This window comes from Mycolicibacter heraklionensis, from assembly GCF_001021505.1.
Classification (GTDB): Bacteria; Actinomycetota; Actinomycetes; order Mycobacteriales; family Mycobacteriaceae; genus Mycobacterium; species Mycobacterium heraklionense.
Genome location: NZ_LDPO01000027.1, coordinates 24914 through 48406 on the forward strand (window position 1 = coordinate 24914; position 23493 = coordinate 48406).

Consider the following 23493-nt stretch of genomic DNA (forward strand, 5'->3'; position numbering starts at 1 on the left):
ACATGTCTTTGTTCTTCGATGGTCCCGTTCCGATCGAGGACGCGATCACGTTCACCCAGGCGCAGCCCATTCCGTCGAACAACGCTCTGACGCAGATGTTTCCGCGTCGGGACTTCGACACCGACGAGGTGGACTTCGGCACGATCTTCAAGACCAACCGGGTTGTGAAGTTCCGAAACTGGGACGGTTCGTTCGAGCCGGTCGCTCGCGACACTGGTCAGGACAAGCGGATCAAGCTGCTGCCCTTGGGTGGCACGCTGGAGACTGGCGAGTACGAGCGTCGTCAGATCGAGCATGCCCGCACCGGCGGGACGTTTGTCCAGTCGCTGGTCAGCGCGATCTACAACGACCTGGAGAACCTGACCCGCTACGCCTTCAACCGGCTGGAGCTGGCCTGGGGCGACGTGCTGAGCGACGGCCGGATCGACATCAACGAGAACGGCGTCAATCTGTCGCTGGACTTCGGCCTGAAGTCGAGCCAGCAGGTTACCCCTGCGGGCAGCCTGTGGTCGGACCACGCCAACAGCAAGCCGCTGGACGACCTGCGTGCGTGGCGCGCTGCGTACGTCAAGGAGAACGGCGTCCCGCCGGCGCAGTACCTGACCTCCAGTGAGGTGCTGGCCAACCTGCAGGTCAACACACAGTTGATCAACGCGATCAAGGGCGCGCAGACCGGCGTCACCACTGTGACGATCCAGGAGATCAACGGCCTGCTGGCCGGCTTCGGATTGCCCGCGTTCATCGTTCCGCCGGACCTCCAGAACGGCGGCAGCCTTTACGACTCCAACATGGACGTCGACGGCGAGGCTGTTCGTGTTCTCGACGCCAGCAAGCTGCTGATGCTGCCGGCGAACCTGGGCGACCTGGGCTTCACCGCCTGGGGAACTCCTACCACCGCCTACGAGCTGAAGAACTCCGGCGTCCAGACCACGCCGGCTCCCGGCATGGTCGGCATCCTGGTCCGCGAGGACAACCCGCCGTTCCGCAAGAACGTCTACGTGGATGCGGTTGGCCTGCCGGTCATCTCCGACCCGCGTAAGCTGCTCATCGCAACGGTGGCCTGATGTCGGTCCTGGCATTGACCGTCTACGTCACCGACAACAACGGAGACGTGCATCAATGCCTGGCCGGTACTTCGCCACGAGCGGAGCTGGCTGAACTAATTCGCAACCCGGCGGCGTGGGAGAACCCCGACGCCGCCGGGCCCGCGGATTCCGCCGATGACCGCGACCCGGTGCCGGCGCACGGCGGACCCCCGCCCCACGGGGGCCCGCGCGGCTCCCGGAAGGCGTGGGAGTCCTACGCCCTCGCCATGGGCGTCGAACTCGAGGATGGCCTAAAGCGCGACGGCATCATCGACGCGTGCGAGCGGGCCGGCATTGCGGTCTGATGGGCAAGTTTGCCGAGATCGCTGACGTCACAGGGCGTTACGAAGACAAAGATGCCCTTCCGTCTAGCTACTCCGCCGCTGGCGGATGGATCGACCTTCGAATCGGCGACGTCGAGAGCGAACTGATGGGCCAGGTTCCATCGCTGCGCAAGACCGTCGGTCAGATCAACGCTGATTCGGCGGCAGCGGGCGACTCGGACCGCATCAGCCGCGTGAAAACCTTGGTCTGTGAGAAGGTCCTCGACCTCCTCCGCAGCCCCGGCGGCCGCGCATCACTGTCCACCACGACGCCGGACATCACCATCAGCTCGTCCTACGGCTACGTTCCGGACAAGACCCGCGGCAAGATCGCGTTCACGCCGACCGAACTCAGCTCCGTGAAGTTGCGCCGGCGCCGCTCCAACTTCGGAACCGTGCCGGTGAAGCCATGGAGACCGGCGCATGACCTCCGTTACTGACCGCTGGACCGCGCCGGCGCGCGCGGCGGTCGCAGAACTGCTGCGCCTACGTGGCCGGTCGATCATCTTGACGCCGGCCACCGGCGTCGCCATCGACAAGCCCGGCGGCGGCAAAGACTACGCCGCAGCTACATCGCGGGACGCGCAGACGTTCGCATTGTTCAAGCTCGACGCAGAGCCCGAGCAGGGCGAGGCGCGCAGCTTCCGATACCGGCTCGTCGGATGGTTCGACGCCGCGATTGCGCTCGGCGACGCCTGGGAAGACGACGTCGCGAAGTACACGGTCGAGTCCATCGACCGCACGAAGCCCTACCAGCTCTCGGCCGAGGTCGCGGGCTATCTCAAGGTCGAGGGGCACAGCTTTGGCTAACACAGGCCTCACCGCCGGCCTCGCACGCCTACGTCAGAACATCGAGCAGTTCGACGATGACTACGAGGACACCATCAACAGCCTCGTTATCGACCAGGCGTTCGCCGGCGAGGCGTGGATGAAGACGCATGCCCGCTGGGACGACAATGACGGCAATCGCAACGACCGCACACCCGGCGCTGCCCGTGCAGGCCTGAGCACTACGCCGGACGTCGCTGGCGACACCAAGAGCATCCTGTTCAGCCACGGCGTCAACTACGGGATCTGGCTGGAGACCAAGCATCACGGCAAGTTCGAGATCATCCTGCCGGCGGTTCTACATATCGGCCGGATCTTAATGGAGAAGACCGAGGGCTCTTTGGCCAAGGGCACGAACCTGCGACAGTCGCGCTTCATCGAGCGGCCGGAGGAGTAGGGCATGGCGCGCGACGCTGTGCTGAAGCTTCTCCGTGGCGACCAGGAGCTGGCAGATCTCGGCGGCGAGGGCTTCGAGATCGAGACGAACTGGTCCTACGACCAGCGCCCGAACGACAAAGGCCCGTTCATTGTTCTGACCTGGCGGCCGACGGACTTCAGTGTCGCGATCCAGGGCAACGCCGGCCATCACTTCAACATCTGGGTGCACCTGCCCAGCGAGGTCTCGACGGACTACGTGCGCATCGACGACATCCTGGACCGCATCGACGAGATCTTCGATGCCGCGGCCGATGAGGCCGTTGCTGGTGACGACGGGAGGCAGCTGGATTGCGTCCAGCGCCATGGCCGTTCGCCCGACCTCACCGACGAGGACTACCGGACCATCTGCCGCTACGGCGCCTACGAGGCGTTCAGCCACAAGACCTAGAGAGAGAGGGAACTCATGGGCGACATCGAACCGGCCACCTTCGCGCAGCCGGCACTTTCGGAAGAGCGCAAGGCTGAGATCGAGAAGGCCAAGGAGGCTGAGGCTGCGGCCGAGAAGGCTAAGCTCGCCCGATCCAAGTTCGTTCAGTACCTTGGCCCGAGCGGCCTCAACGCTGCCGTGTCGCGGCCGAGTGGGCATGATGGCGGTCTGCACGGAAGCCACCAGGCCAGCATCAGCGCCGCCGAATGGCGCGGCGTGGGAATCGAGTCCGAGCATGACCACGAATGGCATGTCGGCAACAACTGGCGCGTTCCGGCGGACCGGTTCACGCAAGAACAGCTCGACCACCTATTGACCGCCGGCCGCGACGCCAAGCAGGTCCGCTTCGCCTACGTCGACGCCGACGGCAACCCGGCGCGGCGATAACCGCCAGTCGTGGCAAGCGATCGCGAGGTCCGGTGCCCGTCCGGGGCCCTGCACCTCAAGATCGTCGACGGCGACAAGATCGAGATCAAATGCAATCACCCCCGCTGCACTGATGGCGGAAAGGTGGTTGCGCTCCACCGGTTTTCAGCCGCCGGCGAGTACATAGAGACCCTCACATTCAAAGACCCACTTAGAGGCCGCCGAGCCCGCATTCCGGAAGGAAACGCACATGGTTGCATCGGCAGGAAATCCTGACACCAAGCCTTACGGCCTGCGTCGGGTGTGGATCACCCCCTACACCGACACCGACGGCACGATTCTCGGCAACACCAGCTACCGGCTACCCCTCGCGCAGACCTTGGCGTTCACCGAGACCGAGGACTTCGACACTCTCAACGGCGACGACAAGTCGGCGGTGGCCATCCAGGGCAAGGGTGCCACTGTAGACGGCAGCCTGGAGGCGGGCGGTCTGGACCTGCAGTGCTTCTCGATCATCGCCGGCGCGACGCTGACCGAGAGTGGCACCGGAGCGTCGCTCAAGCGCGTCGTCCGCAAGAAGGGCTCGGATGCCCGGCCCTACTTTCGGGTCGAGGGTCAGGTCATCTCCAACGGCGGCGGCGACAACGTCGCGCGGATCTTCCGCTGCAAGGCCAACGGCAAGATCCAGGCCGACATGAAGTACGGCACGTTCATGGTCCCCAGCATCGACTTCCAGGGAACCCCGATGCCCGGCGACGACGACGACTACCTGTACGAGATCGAGTTCAACGCCACCAAGACCACGCTGGCGTCGACCCCGGTGGCCAACCCGCTGCCGATCCCGTCGAACCTGACGGTCGGCACCGTGACGTCGACCTCCGTGGCGCTGTCGTGGGGTGACCTCGCGGTCGCGGATAGCTACAAGGTTCAGCAGTCCACCGACGGCAACACCTGGACCGCGGTCTCTGGCGCTTCGGGCACTCCGTCGAACCCGACCACCACGGTCTCCACCCTGACCGCGTCGACCACCTACCACTTCCGGGTGGCCGCGGTGATCGGTTCGACCACTGGCGACTACAGCTCGCCGGTGACCGTCACCACCCTCGCCAGCTGATCCAGCCCCGCATAGAGCCCAGGAGGCCAAGAGATGACATCACCGACTCCGGTTACCGCAAAGCGGGATTGGTGTTGCGGCACCCCGATCACGGAGCCGCACATCTCTGGCTGTGCATTCAGTCCTGAAGCTGAGCCGCCGCCGGCGCCGAATCCTCCCCCAGAGGCGGCCCCGGCGGCGGCTTCTTCTGCGCCCGTCTACGGATTCAAACGGGCCAACGAGGAAGACCTGGAACTGCCCAGCGGCGGCCTGGTCCGGGTTCGCAAACTGAACATGAACCACGTCTTCAGCCTGCGCGTCACCGAGATGCGCGATGTGTTCACCTCGGATCTGTTGTCCGACGACGAGACGGTGAACGAGGGCGACGTACAAGAGGGCCTACTCGAAGCTCTGCTCGACCCCGAGCGCAGCCACAAGTTCCTCGAACCGATCAACCGGGTTGTTGTCGCTGCAGTGCAGTGTCCAACGGTGGTCGCCGACGAACCGTCGAACAATGAGCAGATGAACGTGAATGACATCGAGATGGTCGACAAGTTCGTGATCTTTAACGCGGCTATCGGAGAACAGCTCGCTGCCTTCGGAGGGCAGCAAGAAGCGTTGAAAAGTGTACAGCCGGGACCGGAGGCTGGCGCATGAGATTTACCGCCGGGCAATAGCTTTCAGTCAGCGACCTAGCGACATCGCCTATCTCGACGACTGTGTCGATGATGTCGGGCGCTACTACTTCGACCGCGGAATCTGGGCGTTCGGCGAGCACGTGAAGAACCGCCTAGAGGAGGCCGCGGGCAGCACAGAGAACGCATCCATCGCGCAGTCTCGGCGCGAGCGTGAATGGGAACGACTGATGGGAGGCGACATGACCGAGTCCACTGCCGGCTTCGCCGACCCATCACCTGAATCACTTTCCGCGCATGGGCGCTCCGTTGGCGAGCCTGACGACGAGATCATGGAACTGTGACCGACTATTCGCTCGGTCGCGCCCACGGCAAGATCGAGATCGACTACTCAGGCGCCGGCGCACAAAAGGCCATACGTGACCTCGATCGCACCGCAACGTCAGCCGAAGAGCTCGACTCATCACTGACCAAGACGCAGAAGTCTCTGCGCGAGACCGAGCGCGAGCTGGACTCGACCGCGAAGACGACGCGGTCCTATGGCGACGACGTTGACGATGCGACCGAAAGTCACGAGCGGTTCAGTGATTCCGCACGCACCGCGGCACACGCGGTGCGTGACCTGGACGACGTGGAGGAACGGCACAGTCACCGTGGCCGGATCCGTACGCGTGATCGCGACCACGACACCGACGCGATGCGGCGCTCTATCGATGAGCTGCACAACCTGCGCAACGCGATCAATGACGCCGATAATGCCGCGTTCGGCGTATCCAAGGGACTGCATGTCGCCTCGGCCGCGCTGGCGATGTTCGGACCCGAGGGCCGCGTCGCCGCACTGGGCTTAGAGCGCGTCGCCACAAAGCTGGGCATCGTCAGTGACGTCGCGAGCGGCGCTGGACATCACGTGCGTGACTTCGTCAAGCACATCGCCAGTTTCGAACTGGGCGTAGGAAAGATCTCCGGCCTAGCTCTCGGCGGCGGCGCGCTCGGCGGCCTGGCGGGCCTGGGCGGCGCGGCCGGACTGATGGGCGTGACCCAGGTGGCCGGCGCGGTGCGACAACTCTCGGGCGCGCTGGGCCTGCTCCCGGCGGCGATCTCGGCCGCGGCGTTCTCGATGGGCACCTTGAAGATCGCGTTCCACGGTGTCGGGGATGCGCTCAAGGACATGATGGCCGACGACCCGAAGAAGTTCCTCGAGGACATCAAGAACATGGGCCCGGTCGCAGGCAAGGCGATGCTGCAGATCGCCCAGTTCCGCAACATGTTCAAGCTGGGCGCGGCGACGATCCAGGACTCGTTCTTTGCCCAGGTCATCAACGACATTCAGCCACTGGTCCAGACGTGGATGCCCGCCCTCGGTGCAGGCATGTCGCAAGTGGCCGGCATGTACGGGCAGATGGCGCACCAGTTCGCAGGCCTGCTGATGCAGCCGCAGATCATGCAGGGCTTCCAGCTGTTCATCGAGAACATCTCCAAGGGGCTGCAGGCGATGGCGCCGGCCATGGCTCCGCTGCTGAAGATCTTCACGCAGTTGACCGTCATCGGGTCGAGCTTCTTTGAGCAGATCGGCGGGCGCATCTCGCAGATGCTCGGATTCTTCTCCGACGTCATCGACAAGGCTGCGCAGTCCGGCTCGCTGCAGCGCTGGATTCAGTCGGGCATCGACGGGATCAGCCATCTGATCAACGTGGTGTATTCGGTCGGGGCGGCGTTCAACAACATCATGGACATCGCCGACAGGTTCGGCGGCGGGGGACTGCTGGGATGGCTAGACAAGGTCGCCGCGCAGCTCAACGGATGGACGCAGTCGGACCAGGGGCAGAGCAAGCTCATCGACTTCTTCACGGTGCTGCGGCAGGCCACCGACGCGTTTACCCCGATGCTGCAGCCGATCCTGGAAGGCCTGGTGTCGCTCGGTGCCGCGTTCACCAAGCTCGGCATCGCTATCGCGCCGGGCTGGCAGACGTTCTTCAACACCTTCGCCGCGACAATGGACCAGCTCGGCCCGAGCATCACAGGCATGGCGCCGGCGCTCAACCAGTTCCTGATCGGGCTGTCGTCGGCGTTCTCCCAACTGATGGCCGCGGTCGGCCCGCAGTTACCACAGCTCTTCAAGGGGATGTCGGATTCGTTCGTCGCGCTGTTGCCGCAGCTACAGCCGCTGACCCAGGCGTTCCTGGAGCTGGTGAATTCCGTTGGCCCGCAACTGCCGAAGCTGTTCGGGTCGATCACAGATTTCCTGATCTCCACCCAGCCGTACTGGCCGATCATCATCGGATTCGTCCGCGACTTCGTGACGATACTGACCGGCCTGATTAACGGCAGCACGGGCATTACGGACTTCTTCACCGGCCTGTTGACCAAGCTTGGCGACGCGGTCAAGCCCGGGCTGAAGCGCCTCGGCGAGGACGGCGGGAAGGCGCTGCTGGAAGGTCTGGTCAAGGGCCTTGGGGACATGACCGGCATCAACGCCGTGATCGACCAGGTCAAGCGGATCATGCACGGCATCTCCGACTTCTTCCAGCACTCGCCGGCCAAGAAGGGTCCGTTCTCCGGTGACGGCTACACCGGGACTGTCGGCCGCAAGATGATCACCGACATGGCCGCGGGCATGACCGCGGCCGCCGGATCGGTCTCGGGCGCGGCGGCATCGGTGATGTCGGGCGCCGCGGCTTCGTTCGTCGGCGCACCGGCGGCCGGCGGTGCGGGCTCCTTGGGCGGCGCGCTGCTGCCGGATCGCATCGCCGGCGCCGACAACTCCATCCTGAGCGCGTACCTCAACCACCAGTTCGACGAGAACCGCGGCCTCAAGGGCTTCGCCAAGAGCTTCGGACAGTTCGGGGACATCGGCCAGGGCCTGAGCGACCTCGCCAGCCAGTTCTCCAGCCTGGCCATGGGGCTGCTCGGCTTCCGAGGCGACCTGGTGACCCCCGTCTGGCACAAGACCATCTCCGACGAGGAGCTGGCGCGGCGTAAGAACACGGGCATCGGCAAGAACCCGCCGGGCCTGCCGTGGGAAGCCCTACTCGGGCCCGGCGCGGCGAACATGCCCCAGTCCACGCCGCTGAACATCGGACGCGACGCGAGCTCAGAACAGATCCAGCAGGCCATCATCTCCGCCGGACGCATGCGCGGCCTGTCGGACGAGGCGATTCAGACCGCGCTGGCCATCGCCGGGGACGAGAGCGGTTACCGCAACCTGCTGTATGGCGACCGTGACAGTCTCGGGATCTACCAGCAGCGCAGCAGCTGGGGAACGCCGGAGCAGCGCACCGACCCGAACTACGCCATCAACAAGTTCTACGAGGCGTTCGCCAAGCAGCTCGCCACGACCTCCGACCCGTTCACTGCGGGCGTTCTGACGCAGAATCCGCAGCTTGGCTCCGGCGCAGCGTCTTCGGACTACGCGAAGGCTGTCCGAGCGCAGATGGAGCGGGCCGGCCAGATCCTGGCGCAGTCGCCGAGCAACGGCAACGGCACAGCCTGGAACGACGTACTCGGACTGGGCCCAACGCCGGCGGTCGCGGGATTCGGCACACCCGGAATGCCTCAAGGCGTCTCCAACGCGCTCGCGCTGGCCACGTCCGCCAACGGCAAGCCCTACGACTTCGGCGGCGCTGGCGACGCGATCCACCAGTTCCTGTACGACTGCTCCGGTTTCATGTCGGACATCTACAACGCCCTCACCGGTCAGGCGACGGGCGTGCGCAGGTTCAGCACCACCTCCGACTTCTCCAAGCTGGGGTTCCTGCCGGGATTCGACCCCAATAGCACTTTCAACATCGGCGTGACCCCGCTGCCGGGGTCTCAGGGCCATATGGCTGGGACGTTGGCCGGGGTGAATGTCGAGTCCGGGGGGCCGACCAGCACAACGCAATTCGGCGGCACTGCCGCCGGTGCGCGTGACAAGCAGTTCTCCATGCAGTACCACCTGCCGAACTCGATGATCGTCGGCATGAGCGCCGGCGATGTCGTGCCGATGCTCATGGGCCCGGACGGCAAGCCCATATCGGCCCCCGACTTCGGTATCGGCACAAAGTCTCCCGGCGCGGGCAATCTGCAGCGGTACCCGCTCGGCGCCCAGAACCCGATGCTGGCCAACTACCCGAACGGCATCAACGACCCCGAGCTGGCAAGCCGGATTGCTGCCGCCCAGGCGCCCGGTGCGTCCAATGAAATGGTCGGGTCGACCCTGAATGACATCTCGCGCAACATCGCCCAGCTGAAGGCCACGGACGAGACTGGCAACGCCGACCAGATCGAGGCGCTGACCAGAGTCCAGAGCACGCTGTCCAACGAGCACGGGTTCACCCAGCAGAACCCGCTGCAGCAGATCCAGCAGGGCGCCGGCAACATCGGCAAGGTAGTCAACGACGTGTTCAGCGACATCAAGTCGGGCGTGGAAGCCCTTGGTGCCACGCAGGACACCACCGACCGACTGGTCTACGGCCTGCGCAACAGCGAGGACGTCGTCAAGATTGTCGAGAACTCCCAGAAGTGGCTGACGTTCGCCTCGAACATCGCCACCACGGTCGCCGACGTCGCCAACACCGTCGGAGACTTCGCGGGCATGGCGCCGTCGATCATGGGCGCCGACGAGGTTGGCAAGGCTGCGCGCGGCGTCTCGGAGGTCGCATCGATCGTCTCGGGCGCCATCCAGGGCGTCAACCAGGCGATCACGCTCGGCATCCAGATCTATCACGTCGTCGGCTCCTACGTCGGCCGCTTCATGAGCAGCCTGGTCGGCTTCGGCCAGGGCGACCTCATGGGCGACATTCGCTACCTGCTCGACACCAACACCAACCAGCTGCGCACCTACAGCGAGCAGAACCCCCTGGATAAGCGCGTCGGCGACGTTCCGACATGGATGCGCTGGTATGACCATCAAGGCGTGCCGACCACCTCGCCCGGCGTCGGCCAGCTCAACATCTACGCCGGGCCCGGGCAGTCTGCGGCCGAGATGATGACCGAGTCGATGTGGATGGTCAATTCGGGATCACTCAACGGCGCGATGTCGGCGGCGAACTTCTGATGCCCGCTGTCGCGGCCTTGAGTGGATTGGGTCGAAACCTGCGGCCCTACCAGTTCCAGATCGGCGAGGTGATCTTCGGCCGACACACACCGTATCCGGTTGAGAAGGTTGACATCTCGTCCTACACCGTCAACAACCAGGACTTCCAGGTGCCGATGTCCAACGAGACGCGAATGGGCATCGACACCAAGCAGGCCGGGCCGATGACGTTCACGCTGGGCGTCATCGACAACGCCCCCGTCTCGCGCAGCGTGGTCGGACTTCCTGACGACCTGGTCGCCAAGTCGTCGAAGCTGCTCACCGCCCTGCAGACGGAGTGGAAGGCGAATGCGGCAACCAAGCAGTACGGCGAGATGCAGCCGCTCATCTACTGCGATGGATACGGGGCCGTGCGCCGCATCTACGGCCGGCCGCGGAAGTTCACCTACACCCGCAAGTCGCCAAAGTCGCTGTTCTACCGCGTGACCGCCGAGTACGCGCGCGCGGACACCCTGACCTACAGCGACGTCGAGTATGCGGCGGCGCTGACGCAGGGCGCTGACCTCGTGGAGTATTCCCAGCTCGGCGACGCCGACTCATGGCTGCGGGTGCTTCTCACCGGCCCGATGACCAACCCGGTCATTCAGGTCGGAGACAGCACAATTCAGCTGCAGATCGAGATCGACGAGGGCATGCTCGTCGAGCTGTCGAGCTACCCATGGGCCCGCCGAATCGTCAGTGCGCCGGCCGATGGGGGCCCGCTGATCAACCAGCGCCGGGCGATGGTCGGCCAGACCCGGTATCTCGATCAGATCATGATGCCCGCCGGGTTGCCGGTGGGCATGTCTTACGTGGCAGCGGACACGACCACGGCCAGCGGGTGTCTGGTGCTGTGGCGCGACGCCCACAACGTCGTTTGATCCCAAGGAGGACACCGTGACCGGACTCGTCATCGCGCTCGTCGTTCTAAAGTCGCTGTCGCTGCTGATCCAGATCGCGCAGTACGGGCAGGCGCAACAGCAGATCGACCGAGCCAAGTGCGCCGACTCGATCGGCGCTGAATTCGCCGAACTTGACCGTCGCCTCAACCGTGGGGCGAACTGATGCCGTGGAGCCCAGAGGCACTCGTAGTCGCGAGCACGGCGCTACGTTCCGCGGTCAAGGGTGTTCAGCTGCACACCGGCGACCCAGGCATCGGCGCAAGCGCCAACCGGTCCAGCGCAGCGCCTAAGGCGCCGAACCTCGGGCCCGTCGACTCCAGCGGCGACTTCAATCTCGCCACACCACTACAGTTCACAGGCTGCACCCGTAACGGACCCATCCGGTACATCTCGCTGTGGTCAGGGACCAATCTCGGGGCGGCGACTTGGTACGGCAACGTCGCGCTCACCGGCGACCAGACCGCCGACTCCTACGGCAACTACACGCTCGAATCCCTGGTTTCCAACACCTCGTCTAGCTGATGACCGCAACGATCTCCTGCCAGTGCGATCTTCAGGCACACGGCGGAGTTACCCCGGTTGCGCAGCTGTCCAACAACTTTGACCTGACCGCATCCGGTGAGAGCAACATGGCCGGCACGGCGACGATCAGCTTCCGAAGCGACCTGTACGGCGCGGTCGGCCGCAACGAGGAGTACCTGCCCGACGACCGATTCCGCGTGATCGTGCAGTCGGTGCGCACGGGCGAGATTCTGAGCCGGGACATGACGGTCACCAACCTGACTGTGCAGCGCCAACTGTCGGGCTGGTGCTCTATTTCCTTCGACGTCGACTCGCACGACCCTTCGGCGTCAGATATCGAGTTCAAGTCGTGGGCGCAGTATGTCCACCTGGAAAAGACGATGCAGGGCAAGCGCCGGATCTGGGCCAGCGGGATCGTTCAGCCCTCGGAGATCGACAAGCAATCCGGCGTGATGCACCTGACCGCCAAGGGGTTCGCCAACTACCCCCAGGGCATGCCATGGCTGGAGAACATCAACTGGTCGACCAACGACATCTTCGACCCGGTCGTGGAAATCTGGGGCCACCTGCAGTCCTACCCTGGCGGCAACCTCAATGTTCAGGTCTATCCGCAGAAGAGCGGCGTCGAGATGCTGCCGGGTTACGCCTACGACGGCACGCTGCTCAACCCCAACTTCTACGCGTCGTTCATCCGCGCCGTCGACAAGCTCAACTGCGGCGACTACATCGACGCGCTGGCCAAGGACTCGCCGTTCGACTACCGCGAGGAGTCGGAGTGGAACGCCGACCGCACCGACGTCATCAAGCGAATCCACCTCGGATACCCACGACTTGGCGACGAGCAGGTCCACCTGGCGTTCGTGCTCAACGAGAACGTGCTGGCAGCCCAACCGCACACCGAGGTCGCCGACGACTGGGTGTCCGACATTGGCATCAGCGGCTGGTTCCCAGGCGTGGAGGCCTCGGCCGAATTGACGAACGCCGACCCGGACCGGTTGCGCCGCTACCTCAATGAGGAAGACCTGCTGATCGACTCCAACGAGCGGGCCGCGGCCTGGGCGCATCGCAAGCTCGCCCGCCGGCAGGCCCCGCCCTACTGGGAGACCATCACGGTCATCCCGGATCACCCGAACGCGCCGTTCGGGACGTTCGACGTCGGCGACACCATCACCGTCTCGGGCTTCATGCCGTTCGTCGGAGACCTGGTGCAGGACCACAAGATCATGGCGATCTCGTTCGACGAGAAGAGCAACACCTGCCAGCTCACGCTCAAGGCCGAGGGCATGTTCAACTACGACCCGATCTACTTCCCGGATGGCCAGGTCAACATGGTCGAGAACCCGAACTTCGACAACGACCTGCGCGGCTGGAACTTCGGGGAATCCACCTGGCGCTGGGACGGCACGCAGGGTGTGGGCGCGCTGGGCACTGCCACTGTCACTGCCAACGGCACGACTTTGGACTTGCTCACCGATCCCTATGGGGTGTCGCACTTCCAGCAGTTCCCGCTGTCGATCTACGTCAAGTGCACGCAGGCCGTGAGTACTGGCACGCCCATTCAGCTGCGAGTGCAGTTCTATGACGACGACCTGATGGAGACCGAATCTGTGCTGATCGACGCGTTGGCAAATCCCGTGGGAACGGTGGCATGGCGCAAGCTCTCGGGCAGCGTCATCACGCCCGTCGGCTCTACGCACGCCGCGCTGTGCCTGCGCGTCGACTCTGGCATGACAGCCGGCCGGGTCTGGGCTGACGATGCGGAGCTGACCCTGTGAGCGCGAGCTTCGGGGGCAACGCCAACAACTACCAGGCGCCCGAAGCTCGCGCACTGGGCTCGATCGCCAAAGCGCCTGGGCCGGACGTCAACACCGATTTCACCAAGATGCTGACGCAGCATGACGCGCAGATCAAGTTTCTGGCGTCCCAAGTCAAGCAGGCCAAGAAATCGGCCGACGAGGCGAATCAGAACCCGATTCAGCAGCTCCAGCAGTTCATCGCCGACCTGACGGTGCTACTGGGCGGCGGCGAGCTCCCCAAGGGCGCATTGGAGTTCGGCGACCTGCAGTACATCCTGCCGGCCGTCGGCGCGCTGTTCGGTTTCGGCGAGGGCGGCTTCCCGGTCAATCTGTTCGCTGCGGCCGAGAAGTTCTTCCTCGGCTACGTCGTGCCCAACCAGCAATACGCCGACCTGATGATCGCGGGCATCAACTCGTGGGGCGAACAGCTCGGCATCGACCCGCAGTTCCTCACCGATCTCGCGGCTCTGGTGCGCGCCTTCGATGACCTGTTCACCGCAATCCAGGAACTGCTCGGCGCCTGCACTTCATTCATCTCGCAGCTGTTCACCCCGGACGGCACAAACCTGGGGCCACTCGGTCAAATCCTGAAGCCGATCGTGTCGTTCCTCGGCTTCGGCTGGCTGGACCTGTCAAAGTTCGGAGACGGGGTCAGCTGGGTCACTGACGGGCTCGACCCGGGTGTGCGCAAGCTGGTCGCCAGCATCAACGACTTCACGACCATGATCGTGGCGCTGACTGGCGCGATCAACAGCGTCGAGACCGACATGGTCGGCTACCTCAAGGACCAGGGCAGCGTATTCGACAAGACAGTCGGCCAGCTGCTGCAGTGGATCGGCAACATGCTGGGCATTCACTCCAGCGGGGCGCCGGAGGTGGCCGGGGTCGAGCACGCGCCGCCGATCAGCGCGGACGTCACTGTGTGGACGATCGACGACGACGCCGACAACGGCTGGGTGTTCGACGGCTCGACGTCCTACGTCGATAACGGTGGATCGTTCGTCACCAACGGAACGGGCGTCGCCAAGCGGCTCGTGACCCAAGACCGCATTCCTTGCTTTTCGGCCCAGAAGCTGACCGTCTACGACCACTTCCGGTGGGGTGGCCTTCCGGCCGATGCGGACGCGGGCGCGTGTGTGGTGTTCTACACCGGCCCGACCGAGATCGGGCAGGTCAACCTCCCGTTGCCCAACGACACCGACGGCGACGACTGGACTCAGGTCACCGGTTCGGTGACCGCACCGGCAGATGCTGACGGGTTCGCGGTCGGCGTCTACGTCTCCGCGGCGGTCACCACGGGCACGGTGCGTGTCGGTCAGATCTCGACGCGCAACTGGACGTGGATCGCCCAGCGCCAGGTCACGGCGTTCATGAATTACTTCGACAATCTCGGCCACGTTTTCGACAACGTCGACTGGACGAGTTCCACTGTGCTGTCGCAGATGTGGCAGGGCATCGTCAACACCTGGATTCAGCCGATCGCCGGCTGGCTCACTCCAGACTCGCCGATCAATGCGGCCAATCTGGTCGGCAACCTGTTCCCGGATGGTCTGCCGCTGTCGTGGCTGGTGTCCACGCCGCGCAATGAGCTGGACAACGGCGACTTCCGTACCGCCATCGCCATCACAGGCAGCTCCGATTGGCGCTGGGTGGACGGGGTGTACTTCGCCGACTCGACTTCCACCGGCGCGGCGGTGACGGCCGCTGACGGCACGATGCACGCCCTGCGCTCCAACGCGATCGACGTGGTTGCGAACAAGTCGATCTGGATGTCGGTCGAGGTGCTGGCGGCGGGACTGACTGGTGCGAACACGCCCGTGCAATTGTGGGCCGTCCCCGATGTCGGCCTCCCGGTGCTGCTGGACTCGGTATTCCCGGACGGCGGGGACTCTGGCTGGCATGGCGCGCCGATGGGCGCGGACTCGGCGACCCTGCAGGCTTCCTACACGCCAGCGGCCGGGGTATCGACGGTGCAGATGCGCTTCGTCGTCACAGGCGATGCCACTGCGGGCGAGATCTACTTCGACCACGCCAAATCGTGGATCGTGGGCGGCTGGCTGGAGCGGATCTGGGATCAGGTCACTGACATCTTCGATGCGTTCACCAACGCGGACACGCAGGAGGAGTTCGCCGGCGCCTGGAACCTGGTGCTCGACCTGTTCGAACTGCCGCACCCGGACAAGTTCTGGACGTGGCTGGTCTACAGCTTCATCGCGCCCGTGTTCGGTCTGGACGCAACGGCAACGGCGGCAGTCGGCGACGACATCGTGGCACTGCAGGACGCGCAGGACACCGCCAACGAGGCCTTCTCGGACCTGATGACCGCCCTGGGGCGCGCGCTAACCCAAGACCCGCTATTCTCGGCGCAGCAGGCCGCCGACATCACAGCCGCGTGGAACGAGTACATGGCGATCCTCGCGGGCACGCGTGAGGACACCAACCACGCGTACGAGGACATCCTGGCGCGCCTGCTGCACACCGACGGCTCGATCGATCACGCCAAGGTCAACGGGCTGGAGGATTTCGTCAGTGGGGTGCTCACGGCGCTTGGGGTGAGCGAAGACACGATCTCGGGCATCAACGACGACATCGAGACCATTGCGGGGGCGCAGGCCACCACCAACGCCGCCTACCAGAACCTGCTCAACGGGTGGTGGGAAGCGCTCACCGGCAAGGATGCCGACGGCGACCAGAACGTTGAGACCTGGACGTCGGCATGGGACGAGTTCACCGGCGTGCTGTCGGGCGCGCATGAGGACTCAAATCACGCATGGACGGATATTTGGAATCGTCTGTCCGGGTTGAACTCTGACGGTTCGATCGCTCATGACAGGATTGTTGGCCTACAGGCTTTCGTCGACAGTGTGTTGTCCGCGCTGGGGGTTGAGGCGGGAACGATCACCGGCATCGGCAACGATATCCAGGACATCGCCAGCTCCCAAGCGGCCACCAACGCCGCCTACCAGAACCTGCTCAACGGGTGGTGGGAAGCGCTCACCGGCAAGGATGCCGACGGCGACCAGACCGTCGAAACGTGGTCTTCGGCATGGAATGAGTTCACCGGCGTGCTGTCGGGCGCGCATGAGGCGTCGAACGATGCGTGGCAAGACATCTGGAACCGACTGTTCAACCTGAACTCCAACGGCACGTTCAACGCGGGCGGCCTCGCGGGCAACCTGGCGTATTCCTCGTTGCCGTCGTCGTACACCAACATCAACACCGATCTGGCGAACCTGTTCAACGACGTGATCTTTGCCAACGGTCGCGGCTGGGATGACATCGGCGCCGACCTGAGCGCGCTGATCAACGACCTCATCGGCGGCAGTCATTCGCACACGGTCACGCCCGGCCAGCTCCCGCCGAAGAATGTCGGTTCGACCGGCTCGGGCAACAACATCGGGGAGGACGTCAGCAACGCGCAAGGCTCGGCGACCAGCGCCGCCAATGACGCGGCGGCCATCGGATCGCAGGTCGCCGGCGTTGTCGCGCCGGACATTCCGGCCGCGCCGACATGGCTGTTCGCCATCGCAGTGCCGCTGACTTCCGGACATCCCGGCATCGGCGCCGCCGGCCAAGATGTCTGGTACCGCGTCACCGCGACGAACTCGGCGGGGGAGTCGATCGCTTCGAATGCGGCCTATGTCCATGCGTCGTTCGGTCCGATTGCGGCTCAGCTGAGCTGGGTCGTCCCGGCGGGTGCGACGAACATCAATGTGTGGCGCGGCATTTCATCGAACCCGCTGATGATCTTCCCGAAAGAGCCCGCCTACGGGCAATACACGGCGGTGGGCAACGTGGCGACGTGGACAGACTTGGGGGACTGACCGGTGACAACTTGGACTAGCGCTCCTTCAGGGCCGCCGGCGGCGCCATCACGCGCAGCTGCTGCGGTGTCGTCTGTGTCAATAACGGCCAGCACGGCTCAGGCGAATTCCGTCCTCGCCCAGGCGTCCGCAGGGGCTGCGACCGATGCGGCAAGTGCGGCGCAATCGACTGCTGATGATGCTACCGCAGCGGCGTCAGACGCGAATTCCTCCGCGGCGCTGGCGATCGCAAAATTCCAAGCGCTCCCCGAAGCGAACATTGTCATCGCCAACTTCGATCCGGTGGTCGAGGAATGGGGCGTGACTCTGGCCACCGCCCCCTCGGGTGACACCTGGGAAGCGCCCGACAATAGTGGCCCAGCCACCGCTAACCTTTCCTGGTCTCAGGACATACCACCTGACTCCGCGATCATTTTTGTGTTATTGAGCTTTGTGGATTATTCTGGCTACACCCCCCTTCCCGTACTTACGGTAAGCGACCCGCGCATAACGTTTGTTCAGACGTCTCACAAATATTACGGGACGTATTACGACTATGGCAGCGTTCTAAGCGGTCTGGATACATACATATTCAAAGCCACCATTCCGATCGGATTTGACGCCTCGTCAATAACAATCGGAGCTACGACAAGCTCTACGGGGCTTAATAGGCAATACATCGCGGACGCTTGTTCGGTAGTGGTCGGCGGAACGCCATCTGGCGATTATGACCTCATAGTGCCAGCCCAGGGGACATATGAAGTTCCACACGATTCCTTGTTGGTGCAGGCGTCTCTACATTGCACTAAAGGCAGTTCGGCCTCGCCAGGTTTATTTTCGGGCTTCACAGCCAGTCGAACGGTAGAAAACCTCTCCAATACGGACGTGGTGAATGGCGCGAGCAGAACAAAGGGGCTTGCGACGTTAGTCGCTACTCGTAATATTGATGATGGCATTAGTATTACTTACCCGGCACAGCCGAGCGACGAGCTACAGCAAGTGATTGTCGTCAAGGCGCCACCACGCCCCCCGTCGTCTGCCATAGGCTCATTCATCCGGATGACAACTGACACGGCGGCGGCCCCGTCAATGAAATCTTTCGCCAGCGGAATTCAGCCGCTAGATGGATTTTATACAGCGTCGCCGGTCGCGAGCACTGATTACACGCTTGACCTGACGAACAACAAAGTGACTGTGAGTTACTTCGGAACATACTTGGTTGAGTTCAAATTCAACATCATTGGTAGCGCGTCAGCGAGTTTTCAGCCCGTGGTGCTCGTCAATGGAGCGCCATATTCTTATGGTCCAAGCTCGATGCGGGTTGCGGCGACGATTGCCCTGACGCATTCCTGTGCTGTGTATGCGAAAGCGGGCGACGTGATCTCGTTCGGCGTCGCGGGCGCAACCGCTCCTACGGTCTTGCGCAGCTCAGGCCAGGACCACGCCGCCATCTCTCTCGTAAACCGCTCCTACCTATAATGGAAGGCGGCTCTAATGCCATACATGACCGGTCACGTGAAACACGACGAGGCCTCCGAGTCCGTCGCCATCCGCACCCACCTCCCTGATGAAGCCCCGTTCATCGACAAGGCGTGGCTGGTTGCAACTGCCCGTACTGGCGCCCAGCTGAAGGCCACAGCCGACGTTGAATCCTGGCCGGATCTGTTTGTGCCGGAGACGCCGCAGCAGTGAGCAAAACCGTCCTGCTCTGCAACCCCATGGGTGCCGACGTCACGTCGCTGATGAACACCCTGTTGCGCGGGACGATCCTCGACCCCACCGACACTCTGATCAACATCGCCTACACCAACCAGGCGGGCGCGGAGAACATTGCCGACGGATCCGACAAGCTCGACGCGAAGATCGCCGACATTCGCGGCGACAAGCTGGTTTTCGGCTGGTCCGAGGGCGCCGAGGTCGCGACGAAGTGGATTCGCGACCACAACGCCACCTCCGACGTGCCAAGCTCTGACCTGTCGTTCCTGCTGATCGGCAACAGCGAGCGCAAGTACGGCGGCATGATCCACGGACTCGATGGCTTCTCGTCCATCGCCGACACCGCGGGGTTGCCGGACGCCAAGGTGCGTTGGCCGGTGACGGATTTCGCTCGCCAGTACGACGGGTGGGCCGACTTCCCGACCGACCCGAAGATCCGCACCGCCATGGAGGGCGCGGCGTCCGTTGCCGCGGGGGAGCTGTACCTGCAGACCATGCGCGACATCGCCGGTGCGGTCGACGGCAACGCTCGGTGGACCGCGATGACCAACATCATCGCGGGCATGGAGTACGTCCACACCTGGTACGTCAACGTGGCCGTCGACGACGAGGCGAACGTGACCTACGTCGACCCCGCGCAGCCGAACGTGCGCTACGTCTGGGCGCCGACCTACCCGGTGCCGCTGCTGGGCACGGGTTCGACGTTCCCGCAGGAAGATCGACGCTTCCGCACGCTGATCGAGACCTGCTACCAGCGGCCTGTGTCACTGCCCATGCCGGACTACCCGCACACGTCGTGGCTCAATGTCGCCGTGCCGTGGACCAAGCCTGCGGTGACGGGGTGGTTTGCTGAGCTCTATGTCCAGTTCGCGGTGAGTGTTGCACCGACGCTGGGGATGTCGACGTTCGTGCCGACTCAGATGTCGCTGTCGGTATCGATCAGCCTGGGCATGTCGGCGAACGCGCATTACGTGCGGGACTTTGGCCTGAACTTCACTCCGGCACTGAGCACGGCGGCGCACGGGACTTCTCCTGGCGGATTCGGATTGCCGTTCGCGCCCAGTGTGGGTATGACCGCCATCGCGCGGTTCACCTGCGAGTTCGGGCTTGGCGTAACGCCGGAACTGACCATGAGGGCCGTCGGGGCGTCGCCTGCCTCATTCGGCCTGTCGTTCACGATCGGCCTGGGCATGTCGGCGCACGGCACATCGAAGACCGCGTTCAACCTCGGATTCACGCCCGCACTCGCTGCGTCTGGCACGGGAGCATCGCCAGGCGGATTCGGGCTGACACTCACCCCGAGTCTAGGCATGTCGGCGCGGGCACGGTTCGCGTGTGAGTTCGGGCTGGGCATCACACCGTCGCTGGCGTTCACCGCGTCGGGGCAGTTCGCGCGAGACTTCGGGCTGAAGTTCACTCCAACGCTGGGCATGTCGGCCACGGGAACGTCAAAGGCCGCATTCGGACTGTCCGTCGCCCCGGAGATCTCGGCAGCGGCAACCGGGAAGTCGGTCGCCTCGTTCGGCCTGGCGGTGAACATCGGTCTCGGCATGGCCGCAGCAGAGCGCTACAGTCGCGGCCTCACGTTGCAGCTGTCGCCCGAGATCGACATGTCCGGCGCCGAGCATTACGCCACGGCATTCGGACTGCATGTGACACCCGCGATCGACCTCACCGGCGGAACGGCCAAGGATGCGCAGGTCGAGCTGTCGGTGGCCCCGGCTGTCGAGATGGACGCCGTGGGCACGACATTCGTGGACTTCGCGCTCAGTGTGACTCCATCGATCACCATGGCCCCGGCGGGTCGCGCCGAAGCCCAGTTCACTCTAGGTCTGACGCCTGGACTGTCGATGGACGGCGCAGGGATCTCTCCGGCAGGGTTCGTCATCGCGATCAATCCGACCGTGGGGATGTCGGCGAAGGGCGTATCGGCCGGAAGCTTCGAGATCGAGGTTGCCCCGGATCTGTCGATGACCGCCGCAGGAATCAGTGTGGCGGGCTTCGCGCTGGACCTGACTCCCGAGCTCGACATGGCCGCTGATGGCACATCGGTTGCTTCGGTGGATCTCGAGGTGACGCCCGGTATCACGATGGCAGGCGCAGAGCACTACGCCCGCAGCTTCGGCCTGACGCTCGCTCCCCAGCTGGGAATGACCGGCACTGAGCGGTACGCCCAATCGTTCGCGGTTGCCATCACTCCGCAGTTCGGCATGGGGGCCTCGGAGAACATCGCGGCCAGCATGGAACTGTCGGTGACCGCGAGCATCGGCATGGGCGGTATCGCGCATTACGCGCGGAGCTTCGGGCTTTCGGTCACGCCGAGCCTGGCGATGGGCGCGACGGCGACCAGCGCGGGGGCGTTCGGGTTGTCCGTCACCCCGAGCCTCAGCATGGCCGCGAAGGCGAAGAGTGCAGCCGCGTTCGGGCTGTCGATAACGCCGTTGATCGGGATGGCGGGCGAGTTTGTTCCGGGCACGCCGACGTTTGCGATCTACGTCTCGGACAACCTCTCCGCGAAGGTCTACAAGCTATCCGGCGGAGTGCAGACCGATCTGGGGTTCACTGGCTTGGGCTGGCCGACTGGCATTGCGGTCGACTCGGCAGGTGCTGTTTATGTCGCGGACGCTCAGAACTTTGACACCGGCCCGCACGTAATCAAGCGATTCGGCGGAACGCAAACGTACCTGTTCACCGGATCGAGCTGGCCTACAGATGTCGCCGTGGACCCATTGGGCGCGGTTTACCTCGCGGACAACGGCGCCAGTGAGGTCTACAAGCTATCCGGCGGAGTGCAGACCACCTTGGGATTCGCCGGACTGGGGAACGTCTATAGCGTCACAGTCGACTCAGCCGACGCGGTTTACGTCTCGGACAACACCCCCACCCACCGAACGGTCTACAAGCTATCTGGCGGAGTGCAGACCGATCTATGTCCAACCGGGTTGCCGGCTACTGCAACAAAGGGTCTCGTCGTTGATGCAACAGGTTCGGCTTACGTCGCGGACGGCACAGGAGCGCCGAAGGTCTACAAGCTATCTGGCGGATCGGTAACGGCCCTGGAATTCATCGGCGTTGGCGCTATCCAGGACATCGCCGTGGACTCGTTGGGCGCTGTTTATGTGGTGGACAACGCAGGCCACGTGTCCAAGTTGGCCGACGGGACGCAGTCCGACGCGGGATTCACCGGACTGGGAGCTTTCATCGGTGCGATTGCGGTCGTGGCCACATAGCCCACTTACTTGCCCCCCATCTGTAATACCTTCTCGACAAGGAGAACGCCATGAGTGAAGGCGCACCCGTCATCGACAGGGTTCAGCAGTTCATCAACGCCCTGCCTGCCGCGCTACGGCAGGGTGCCGCGGCCATCCTTGCGGCGGCAGGCGGATATCAGCTCGTGGCATTCATCGATCAGTACGGACCCGTCGCTGCCGCAAGCATTTACGTGCAGGTCGGCGGTGTGGCCGCCGCCCTGCTCGGCGCCCTGATCGGCTGGCGCGCGGTCAAGTAACACCCCCCTCTCAGAACCTTCCAGCGGGCAATCAATCCGATTGCCCGTCAATCAAATCACGCCTTGAAGGAGGCAACGTGTCCATTCCCGACGCAACACACAAAGCAGCCAGCGACGCCATCGCCGCACTCGGTCGCTACATCTCGCTGCACACCTCGGCAGCGGGCACCAATGGCGCTAACGAAGCCACCGGAGGCAGCTACGCCCGCGTTCAGACCACCTGGACCAGTGGCAGCAACGGCACCAATAGCGGCTCGGCTGTCGACATCAACTGCGCCGCAGGTAGCTACACCGAAGGCGGCATCTTCAGCGCGTCGACCTCCGGCACCTTCGTCGGTAGCGCAGCGTTCTCCGGCGGCACCGTCACCGTGTCGGGAACGGGCGCCAAGATCACCGTCACTCCGTCGATCGCCGCCTGATGTTCGCCGTCACCACAGACCACCAGATCGTCCCGTTCAGCGACGACCAGATGGCACTGTTCGACGCCAAGACCGGCAATCGAATCGCGTTGGCAGTCAGGGAATCGGAGGCGTGGACCGTCAGCGCCGACGGAATCGACGACCGCAGCGCCGAAGACCGACCCGCCGCGATCACCGCACTGCTCGACGCCGCGATCGAAGCGCTGGGCGGAACCGGCTACTCGACCATGGTCCCGCACGGGCTGGCCGAGCAGCCCTAGCCCTGCATTCTCAACAGCCAGGAGGCATTTCATGACCAACCAAGAGGGCGGGCCCACCGTCGACAAGGTTCAGCAGTTCCTCAATGCACTGCCCACAACCATCCGGCCGATCGTGGTCTCGTTGCTCGCAGCCGGTGGCGGCGCGCAACTGGCTGCATTGATCGCCGAATACGGGCCCGTCGATGCGGCATCCATGGTCGTCGCGATCTTCACCGCAGTCGGAGGACTGGCCGCTGGGGCGTTCGGATGGCTCGCCGCCAAGTAGTGAGGGCCGCGTTCGCGCTGGCACTCGTCGGGCTCGCCGTTATGGCGGGCCTTT

At 64.1% G+C, this 23493-nt stretch carries 23 protein-coding genes; all 23 read left to right on the forward strand.

From position 1 onward, the window contains the following. Nucleotides 1-2 precede the first annotated feature (2 nt). The 23 genes from ABW16_RS21535 (at nucleotide 3) to ABW16_RS21635 (ending at nucleotide 23439) form a co-directional block, all read left to right on the forward strand. Nucleotides 3-1064 (forward strand): major capsid protein, encoded by a 1062-nt coding sequence (locus ABW16_RS21535; RefSeq protein WP_052957040.1) that lies wholly within the window; start codon nucleotides 3-5, stop codon nucleotides 1062-1064. Continuing rightward, nucleotides 1064-1390, forward strand: a complete 327-nt coding sequence (locus tag ABW16_RS21540) for a hypothetical protein (RefSeq protein WP_047321235.1) — start codon at nucleotides 1064-1066, stop codon at nucleotides 1388-1390. Before ABW16_RS21535 ends, ABW16_RS21540 begins: the two co-directional genes overlap by 1 nt. Beyond that, nucleotides 1363-1848: a hypothetical protein gene (locus ABW16_RS21545; protein ID WP_131721544.1), complete on the forward strand. Its 486-nt coding sequence runs from the start codon at nucleotides 1363-1365 to the stop codon at nucleotides 1846-1848. The genes ABW16_RS21540 and ABW16_RS21545 overlap by 28 nt, the downstream gene beginning before the upstream one ends. Continuing rightward, nucleotides 1832-2218, forward strand: coding sequence for a hypothetical protein (locus ABW16_RS21550; RefSeq protein WP_047321237.1), 387 nt, complete (start codon nucleotides 1832-1834; stop codon nucleotides 2216-2218). The genes ABW16_RS21545 and ABW16_RS21550 overlap by 17 nt, the downstream gene beginning before the upstream one ends. Then, nucleotides 2211-2633 (forward strand): hypothetical protein, encoded by a 423-nt coding sequence (locus tag ABW16_RS21555; protein WP_052957041.1) that lies wholly within the window; start codon nucleotides 2211-2213, stop codon nucleotides 2631-2633. The genes ABW16_RS21550 and ABW16_RS21555 overlap by 8 nt, the downstream gene beginning before the upstream one ends. Before the next feature lie 3 nt (nucleotides 2634-2636). Beyond that, nucleotides 2637-3062, forward strand: a complete 426-nt coding sequence (locus ABW16_RS24015; RefSeq protein WP_052957042.1) for a hypothetical protein — start codon at nucleotides 2637-2639, stop codon at nucleotides 3060-3062. A 15-nt stretch (nucleotides 3063-3077) separates the two neighbouring features. Continuing rightward, entirely contained in the window at nucleotides 3078-3488 is a 411-nt protein-coding gene (locus ABW16_RS21565; RefSeq protein ID WP_047321238.1) for a hypothetical protein, read from the forward strand. Nucleotides 3489-3717: 229 nt separating this feature from the next. Beyond that, the gene (locus ABW16_RS21570; RefSeq protein WP_047321239.1) at nucleotides 3718-4581 is read left to right on the forward strand and encodes a fibronectin type III domain-containing protein; all 864 of its coding nucleotides are present in this window, start codon (nucleotides 3718-3720) and stop codon (nucleotides 4579-4581) included. A 33-nt stretch (nucleotides 4582-4614) separates the two neighbouring features. Continuing rightward, complete coding sequence (locus ABW16_RS26265) at nucleotides 4615-5217, forward strand: DUF7391 family protein (RefSeq protein WP_131721545.1); 603 nt, start codon at nucleotides 4615-4617, stop codon at nucleotides 5215-5217. Further along, nucleotides 5186-5539: a hypothetical protein gene (locus ABW16_RS21580; protein ID WP_047321241.1), complete on the forward strand. Its 354-nt coding sequence runs from the start codon at nucleotides 5186-5188 to the stop codon at nucleotides 5537-5539. Before ABW16_RS26265 ends, ABW16_RS21580 begins: the two co-directional genes overlap by 32 nt. After that, nucleotides 5536-10230, forward strand: coding sequence for a phage tail protein (locus ABW16_RS26955; RefSeq protein WP_047321242.1), 4695 nt, complete (start codon nucleotides 5536-5538; stop codon nucleotides 10228-10230). The genes ABW16_RS21580 and ABW16_RS26955 overlap by 4 nt, the downstream gene beginning before the upstream one ends. Beyond that, the gene (locus ABW16_RS21590; protein WP_131721546.1) at nucleotides 10230-11129 is read left to right on the forward strand and encodes a hypothetical protein; all 900 of its coding nucleotides are present in this window, start codon (nucleotides 10230-10232) and stop codon (nucleotides 11127-11129) included. Before ABW16_RS26955 ends, ABW16_RS21590 begins: the two co-directional genes overlap by 1 nt. A gap of 16 nt (nucleotides 11130-11145) precedes the next feature. Beyond that, the gene (locus tag ABW16_RS26630; protein WP_157864275.1) at nucleotides 11146-11313 is read left to right on the forward strand and encodes a hypothetical protein; all 168 of its coding nucleotides are present in this window, start codon (nucleotides 11146-11148) and stop codon (nucleotides 11311-11313) included. Next, nucleotides 11313-11672, forward strand: a complete 360-nt coding sequence (locus ABW16_RS21595; protein ID WP_047321244.1) for a hypothetical protein — start codon at nucleotides 11313-11315, stop codon at nucleotides 11670-11672. The genes ABW16_RS26630 and ABW16_RS21595 overlap by 1 nt, the downstream gene beginning before the upstream one ends. After that, nucleotides 11672-13447, forward strand: a complete 1776-nt coding sequence (locus tag ABW16_RS21600; protein ID WP_052957043.1) for a hypothetical protein — start codon at nucleotides 11672-11674, stop codon at nucleotides 13445-13447. Before ABW16_RS21595 ends, ABW16_RS21600 begins: the two co-directional genes overlap by 1 nt. Then, entirely contained in the window at nucleotides 13444-17292 is a 3849-nt protein-coding gene (locus ABW16_RS21605) for a hypothetical protein (protein ID WP_047321245.1), read from the forward strand. Before ABW16_RS21600 ends, ABW16_RS21605 begins: the two co-directional genes overlap by 4 nt. A 75-nt stretch (nucleotides 17293-17367) precedes the next feature. Beyond that, on the forward strand, nucleotides 17368-18750 hold the full coding sequence (locus ABW16_RS26270; protein ID WP_131721547.1) for a hypothetical protein: 1383 nt from the start codon (nucleotides 17368-17370) through the stop codon (nucleotides 18748-18750). 24 nt (nucleotides 18751-18774) lie between these two features. Further along, nucleotides 18775-18963: a hypothetical protein gene (locus ABW16_RS21610; protein ID WP_131721548.1), complete on the forward strand. Its 189-nt coding sequence runs from the start codon at nucleotides 18775-18777 to the stop codon at nucleotides 18961-18963. Beyond that, a complete protein-coding gene (locus ABW16_RS21615; protein ID WP_047321247.1) occupies nucleotides 18960-22217 on the forward strand; it encodes a PE-PPE domain-containing protein in 3258 nt (1085 codons plus the stop codon). Before ABW16_RS21610 ends, ABW16_RS21615 begins: the two co-directional genes overlap by 4 nt. A gap of 50 nt (nucleotides 22218-22267) precedes the next feature. After that, complete coding sequence (locus ABW16_RS21620) at nucleotides 22268-22495, forward strand: hypothetical protein (protein ID WP_047321248.1); 228 nt, start codon at nucleotides 22268-22270, stop codon at nucleotides 22493-22495. Nucleotides 22496-22572: 77 nt separating this feature from the next. Further along, entirely contained in the window at nucleotides 22573-22914 is a 342-nt protein-coding gene (locus ABW16_RS21625) for a phage tail fiber protein (protein ID WP_047321249.1), read from the forward strand. Further along, nucleotides 22914-23174: a hypothetical protein gene (locus tag ABW16_RS21630; RefSeq protein ID WP_047321250.1), complete on the forward strand. Its 261-nt coding sequence runs from the start codon at nucleotides 22914-22916 to the stop codon at nucleotides 23172-23174. Before ABW16_RS21625 ends, ABW16_RS21630 begins: the two co-directional genes overlap by 1 nt. A 31-nt stretch (nucleotides 23175-23205) precedes the next feature. Beyond that, nucleotides 23206-23439: a hypothetical protein gene (locus ABW16_RS21635; RefSeq protein ID WP_047321251.1), complete on the forward strand. Its 234-nt coding sequence runs from the start codon at nucleotides 23206-23208 to the stop codon at nucleotides 23437-23439. Nucleotides 23440-23493: the final 54 nt, after the last annotated feature.

Excerpts from the sequence above, each read along its gene's own strand:
- ABW16_RS21620 (WP_047321248.1), top strand. The coding sequence starts at position 22,268 with ATGAGTGAAGGCGCACCCGTCATCGACAGGGTTCAGCAGTTCATCAAC.
- ABW16_RS21565 (WP_047321238.1), top strand. The coding sequence starts at position 3,078 with ATGGGCGACATCGAACCGGCCACCTTCGCGCAGCCGGCACTTTCGGAA.
- ABW16_RS21630 (WP_047321250.1), top strand. The coding sequence starts at position 22,914 with ATGTTCGCCGTCACCACAGACCACCAGATCGTCCCGTTCAGCGACGAC.
- ABW16_RS26265 (WP_131721545.1), top strand. The coding sequence starts at position 4,615 with ATGACATCACCGACTCCGGTTACCGCAAAGCGGGATTGGTGTTGCGGC.
- ABW16_RS21600 (WP_052957043.1), top strand. The coding sequence starts at position 11,672 with ATGACCGCAACGATCTCCTGCCAGTGCGATCTTCAGGCACACGGCGGA.
- ABW16_RS21595 (WP_047321244.1), top strand. The coding sequence starts at position 11,313 with ATGCCGTGGAGCCCAGAGGCACTCGTAGTCGCGAGCACGGCGCTACGT.
- ABW16_RS21535 (WP_052957040.1), top strand. The coding sequence starts at position 3 with ATGTCTTTGTTCTTCGATGGTCCCGTTCCGATCGAGGACGCGATCACG.
- ABW16_RS21540 (WP_047321235.1), top strand. The coding sequence starts at position 1,064 with ATGTCGGTCCTGGCATTGACCGTCTACGTCACCGACAACAACGGAGAC.
- ABW16_RS21590 (WP_131721546.1), top strand. The coding sequence starts at position 10,230 with ATGCCCGCTGTCGCGGCCTTGAGTGGATTGGGTCGAAACCTGCGGCCC.
- ABW16_RS21550 (WP_047321237.1), top strand. The coding sequence starts at position 1,832 with ATGACCTCCGTTACTGACCGCTGGACCGCGCCGGCGCGCGCGGCGGTC.
- ABW16_RS21610 (WP_131721548.1), top strand. The coding sequence starts at position 18,775 with ATGACCGGTCACGTGAAACACGACGAGGCCTCCGAGTCCGTCGCCATC.
- ABW16_RS24015 (WP_052957042.1), top strand. The coding sequence starts at position 2,637 with ATGGCGCGCGACGCTGTGCTGAAGCTTCTCCGTGGCGACCAGGAGCTG.
- ABW16_RS21635 (WP_047321251.1), top strand. The coding sequence starts at position 23,206 with ATGACCAACCAAGAGGGCGGGCCCACCGTCGACAAGGTTCAGCAGTTC.
- ABW16_RS21570 (WP_047321239.1), top strand. The coding sequence starts at position 3,718 with ATGGTTGCATCGGCAGGAAATCCTGACACCAAGCCTTACGGCCTGCGT.